This is a genomic window from Bacteroides sp. 1001136B_160425_E2 (assembly GCF_015559655.1).
In the GTDB taxonomy this organism is placed as follows: domain Bacteria; phylum Bacteroidota; class Bacteroidia; order Bacteroidales; family Bacteroidaceae; genus Bacteroides; species Bacteroides luhongzhouii.
Genome location: NZ_JADMQH010000041.1, coordinates 1 through 6,074, shown reverse-complemented (window position 1 = coordinate 6,074; position 6,074 = coordinate 1). Strand labels below are relative to the sequence as shown.

General features: G+C 38.1%; 5 protein-coding genes. All 5 read left to right on the top strand.

Annotated elements, in window-relative coordinates; genetic code table 11:
* A partial coding sequence (locus tag I2I04_RS22840; protein ID WP_195655928.1) for an RHS repeat domain-containing protein occupies positions 1 to 744 on the top strand: 744 nt, incomplete at its 5' end.
* A gap of 230 nt (positions 745 to 974) precedes the next feature.
* Positions 975 to 1,394, top strand: a complete 420-nt coding sequence (locus I2I04_RS22830; RefSeq protein ID WP_195655926.1) for a hypothetical protein — start codon at positions 975 to 977, stop codon at positions 1,392 to 1,394.
* 484 nt (positions 1,395 to 1,878) lie between these two features.
* Positions 1,879 to 2,286, top strand: coding sequence for a hypothetical protein (locus I2I04_RS22825; RefSeq protein WP_195655925.1), 408 nt, complete (start codon positions 1,879 to 1,881; stop codon positions 2,284 to 2,286).
* Between the two features lie 23 nt (positions 2,287 to 2,309).
* Positions 2,310 to 2,882, top strand: a complete 573-nt coding sequence (locus tag I2I04_RS22820) for a hypothetical protein (protein WP_195655924.1) — start codon at positions 2,310 to 2,312, stop codon at positions 2,880 to 2,882.
* A gap of 11 nt (positions 2,883 to 2,893) precedes the next feature.
* Positions 2,894 to 6,074 (top strand): DUF6443 domain-containing protein (locus I2I04_RS22815; RefSeq protein WP_229127038.1); only part of this gene is annotated, 3,181 nt, incomplete at its 3' end.

Below are 6,074 nucleotides of genomic sequence, written 5' to 3'. Positions count from 1 at the left end.
GGTAACAACCGTGTTGTGGCCAGGTCTGATGGAACTGTTGTTCAGACGACTCACTATTATCCTTATGGTATGTCTTTCACAGAGGGTACCTTTGCAGACAAGCAGCCTTATAAATATAATGGTAAGGAACTGGATACGGATAATGGATTGAACCTGTATGATTATGATGCCCGGCAGATGGATATTGTTTCCGGACGTTTCACCAGTGTTGATCCGATGGCGGAACAGTATTATAATCTGAGTCCATATGTATATTGTATGAACAACCCGACAAATTTAGTTGACCCAACGGGTACTTTCTCGTCAAAATTTGGTGCATGGTTATATAAATTATTTAATGGAGGAGATCAAATTTTAAAAGATACTGGTGGGGAGTATTTCGTAAGTACTCAGTCAGAATATTTAGGTGATGAGGGAGGGGCTACAGTAAATCGAATATTTGATTGGGATGGAAGAAACTCGGGGCGAAACTTAAAGGTTGAGGAACAGTGGAATGCATACATTGCAGATCTTAAATTTCAGGATATTTGTGAAGCCCATGGAATGGAATATGTGAGGGTGGAGAGTCGAATAAATGCTATTGCTAAAATGCTCCAGCCTGCAACACTTACAATTATGCCAGTTCCATTTCTTAAATCAGGAAATGAACTAGTAAACGGTATAAGTGCGACTGTTGAGGAAACACATCTGGCAAAGACACCGGTTGGCAGGCAGGAGTGGAAATGTAATGACTTCTGTGGCTAAAAATACTCCAACAATTATAGATGGGACGAAATTTACTGCTCATGCTCTTGAACAGATGCAAAAAAGGGGGATTATTTCCCCAACGGCTGTTCTCGACGTTGTCCGACACCCTGCCCAAACCATGCCAGGAGGAACCCCAGGCACAATAGTGTATATTAGAGATAATTTAAGAATAGTTACAAATATTGCTGGAGATATAGTGACTGTTGTCTGGCACTAATAAAAATGTTATGATACTGAAAGGAGAAGGTAGATTCTTGGAAATAAAAATTTTACGAAGAAGTCATCCTGAAAGCTTTGACTTTGAAGATGGAAACTGGATTGAAACAGAGATCAGGATAACTATTCCTGGGTTTAATGCCTGTTTTGGTGCGAATTTAAGAACTGATGATTTTAGTCGTTTTAATAGAGATTTAGAAAGGCTAAAAGCTTCTCAATCTAATGAGATAGAGTTTACTACAATGGAGGAGGGGATTTATCTAAAGGGAAAAGTTGAAATGAGTGGAAATATTCAATGGATTGGAACGGCTAAATCATCGTATGGAGATAGCTCTTTGATGTTTACAATAAAGACTGATTTTACATCTATTGATGGTTTGTTATATCAGGTCCAAGGTATTCTGAAGAATTATCCTGTTGTTGGGGTGTAGAGTTTATAACCATGGTTTTATATATATGGATTTATAAGTTTGCAACAATAGTGTGGTTAGTTTGATTGATAGTAAACTTAGTTGGTGTATATGTAATAATAATTTGTGTAAAAATATAAAAACAAGGTGTGGTTTAAAAGCAGTCTTATAAGTATAACGGCAAGGAACTGGATACGGATAATGGATTGAACCTGTATGATTACGATGCCCGATAGATGGATATTATTTCCGGACGTTTCACCAGAATTGATCCGATGGCGGAGATGTTTTTAGAAAATCCGTGTCTTTCAGTTTTTGTATTCGCCCTATTCTTAGTAACTATTCAAATGATTAATAAACATCTTTTTAGAAATAAATTTTATTAAAATCATTGTAAAAGCGCGATGTTTTTTTTATTTTTGTAAAAAGCCTTTTATTTTATTTAATATTCATGCATTACATATAATACTTGGTAAACATTATGTAATATCAAAAAGTAAAGACTATGAAAACACTGGCTCTTGCTTCCTACTTTAAGAGATATGCAACAAATGCAAAATGTTATACCCATAATAATTCAATCTTTATGTGGGGTGTTCCTCCGATAAAATTCCCAATAAGAAAAACAGATAGAAAATTACCCCAAAATACGAAAGTTCATTATATAAAAGCGGGCGTCTTTACTTTATTATACGCAATGTCTCTGTCTATGTATGGGCAGGATACGTCATGGCGGAATATATACAAAAGTACAATAACTACAATAATATCTCCAGAGGTCGCGGGCATGGAACGTTATGGAACGTATCCGGTAGATATGAATGTAGGAATTCCCAATATTACAATACCCATATATACTATAAAATCAGGGGGATTAGAACATTCAATAAGCCTATCATATTTTCAAGTATAGAGCCATATAAAACAATGGTGAGTATGAACATACTTTCTCCGGTAATAGAAAAAGTACAATATAGAAACGAGACTTTCCTATGTAAGGAAAAAATAGAATATAAAAATTGGGGAGATAACTTGATAGCTCCAGAGTTTATAAGGCAGCAATTTTCAGGAACAGCACTGGAACCTCGTATTACTTATTATAACTATGATACTTATGGTAATGCCCTTTATTCCGCAAAAGATGAAACAAACGCAATTGTTTATCTCTGGTCGTATAGCGGACAATATCCTATTGCGGAAATAAAGAATGCCACATTGTCCGAAGTCGAATCTGCAGTTAAGTCAGTTTTCGAAGTTGCAAGTATTAATGCGCTAGCGACTTTAGCAGTGCCTAATGAATCGAAGCTGCAGGATGGTAGCCTACAAAGTGCTTTGCCCAATGCCCATGTCACCACCTATACCTACCAGCCATTGGTAGGTATGCTAACTGTTACCACTCCAGCAGGATTGACTATTACTTATGAATACAATGCTTATGGGCGTCTTCTTCGTAAGAAAGACCATGCGGGGAATGTTATTGAAGAATATGAATATAATTATGCTAACTAAAAAGTAACATTATGAGATACTTATATTATTATATTCTCTTTTTGCTTTGTTGTTTAAGTTCTATTGTTTATGGGCAAAATACCAACAAAAAGGTTATAGACCTTGGAGTGCTTCCATTAAGTAAGTTTGTCAATTATTACACAGTAGATACTCGTACAACTTCAGACTCATATCGTCCGGCTGATTGGCAATGGAGTACGTCTCCTAATGATGTGTTTTATCGATTTGTTGCAGAAAGACCGATGTCCATTATTGCGGAAGCCAGTATGTCTAGCATGGGATCATATATTTATATAGTGGAGGAGGATATGCTTCCTGATCCCGTCATGCCAATTGTTAAATTAACCAATCCACCTTATCTTATATATGCGACTGTACCTAAAGGTACTTATTATATGATAGTAGAAGGAGGCTATTCTAATGGTTTGATCACTAATGGTATTATTGAAACCCGCATGGAATCGGAGCCAAGTATAATGCAATATGATCTTGGCAATATATTTATGGATTCATTGAGGGTGGTAAGCGGTGATACTCGGAAAGCCTCTAATGAATATGGCAATTCACTTCGAAAAGACATTTATTATCAGTTTAAAATGAATGCTTCTATGAAGCTTTCCGTTTCTTTAAACAGTTCCTCTGATTTAAAAAATGTAAATCTGTATCTACTCAATTCATCAAACGATTTAATTGCCACTTCGCAAAATGGGGTTTTAGAAGTGGAACAATTACCATCAGAGACTTATTATCTGATTGTTGAGGGGCGGGATACCGACGGAATATTTTCTGTGGATATTAGGTCTGAATTATCTAAAACGATCATTGATTTAGGGAAGATATCGGGAAATAGAACTATCTCCAATACATTCAATACTACCAGTTCAAAAAATGCATTTGGTCTTCCGACCAATGAAGTCTTCTATAAACTACAACTTACAAAGGATATGGACATTTCAATATCTAACCGTTCATCTACGGGTAGTACAGATGTCGACTATGCAACTGCAATTTATTTACTGGATTCTAACGAGAATATTATTCAAAGTTCACAAAATGGGATTACGGGATTGATGGCCAATAAGCTTGTACCTGGAACATATTATGTTGTTTCCGAAGGGAGAACCCAGAATATGAGTATCATTACTGAAATATCTGTTATTGAAAAACAAACAGATCCAGATATGGGTAATAATTTCATCCTTACCTGTATGTATACAGAAGCAGATGGTTCTGACAGTCGTGTGAGCATTGACTACTTCGATGGCTTGGGACGTCCTTCCGAATCTGTCCTTGTAGCGGCATCACCGCTCGGGAAGGATATCATCTCCCAACAGGATTACGACGAGTTTGGTCGTCCATTCCGGGAATGGTTACCACGCGTATCTGAAAATTCAAACGGACAGTTCGTTATGCCTACTGAGTTCAAAATTTTGTCACCGGATATTTACAATAACGATACCCATCCCTATTCAATGGTCATATATGAAAACTCTTCCTTGAATCGGGTGCTTCAACAGTATAGTCCTGGTGCCGACTGGCTTAACAACGGAAAATGCCTTGCAACCAACTATAAGACCAATATCTCCGAGAGTGCCACCCTGAACTGCAAACTCTACATGGTGGGAGGATCCTCTCAGAGCCCGACCTTGATTCAGGGTGGTAGCTATATTACCGGACAGCTCTTTGTTACCGAGATAAAAGATGAGGACGGAAACGCATCTTATGAAATAAAGGATAAGCTAGGACAAATAGTTCTTATCCGTCAGTTGAAAGGAAACGAAATATTTGATACCTACTATGTATATGATGATTTTGGAAACGTATGTTTTGTACTACCTCCAAAAATTAATGACGAGGGTATCGCACAAGACAAGATTGATCTGCTAGCCTACCAGTATAGATATGACAGTCGCAACCGTTGTATAGCCAAGAAAATACCTGGCTGCGATTGGAGCTATTTTATCTATGATAAGGCAGATCGGCTGATATTTAGCCAGGATGGTGAACAGAGGGCTAAAGGTGAATGGGCATTCTCCATTCCTGATGCGCTTGGACGGATAGTACTGTCGGGTAAATGCAATAACAGTTTTGATTACGCTGCTAGCCCTTTGGCGGCTGTTGTAGTGGAAACAAACAGATCCGATACGAATAATGTCTATAAAGGGTATGCTCAGCCTAGTGGTATTAATCTAGTTAGTCCAGTGATATTATCCGTCAATTACTATGATGACTATACTTTCCTTGGTAATAATGGAATCCCTAATAGTATTGATACTCAATATTCTGCAGAATCTGGTTATGGAATATGCTACGGAGATCATCAGATAACAAATAAATATAAAAGTAAAGGTTTGTTGACCGGAATTCTCACTGCCCAGATAGCGCCTTCAGGTATAAGTACTACGTATCTTTATTCTGTGATGTACTATGACTCTAATGGGCGGTTGATTCAGTCCAAGTCCAGTAATCATCTTACTGACGGAAAAGATAAGGAATACGTCGCATATAACTTTGTGGGCCAGCCGATCAAGCGAAAACATGTTCATTCTGCTACAGGCAAAGCTACACAGACGGAAATATACTCCTATGTTTATGATCATGCGGGTCGTTTGCTGACTACCACTCATCAGTTGAATGACGGTTCACCTGTTGTTCTGGTCTCTAATGAGTATGATGAACTGGGGCGTTTAAAATCCAACAACCGCAATGGTAATCCGAATTTGAAGACAGATTACACTTATAATGTCCGTTCGTGGGTGAAGAGTATCGTCGGTCCTTTGTTCAATGAGAGTCTTTATTACAATGAGCGTCGTCCTAACGGAACGAATGTCTCGTGTTATAACGGGAATATCTCCGGTATCGACTGGAATGTGTCCGGTGATAAGGCTCGTGGTTATAATTTCTCCTATGACAACCTTTCCCGATTGACTGGTGCCGGTTATCTGGAGGGTAATACGTCCAGTGACAAGTTCAGTACTTTCTACAGTTATGACAAGCATGGTAATATGTTAAATCTGACCCGTCATGGTAATATAGGTACAACGACCTATGGCGTTATTGATGACTTGATCATGAGTTACGATGGTAATCAGCTGGTGAGTGTTGAAGACAAGGGCGCCAATCCCAGTCTCTCTATGTCTATGGACTTCAAGGACGGTTCGCACGAGTCTGTTGAATATGCTTATGACAGTA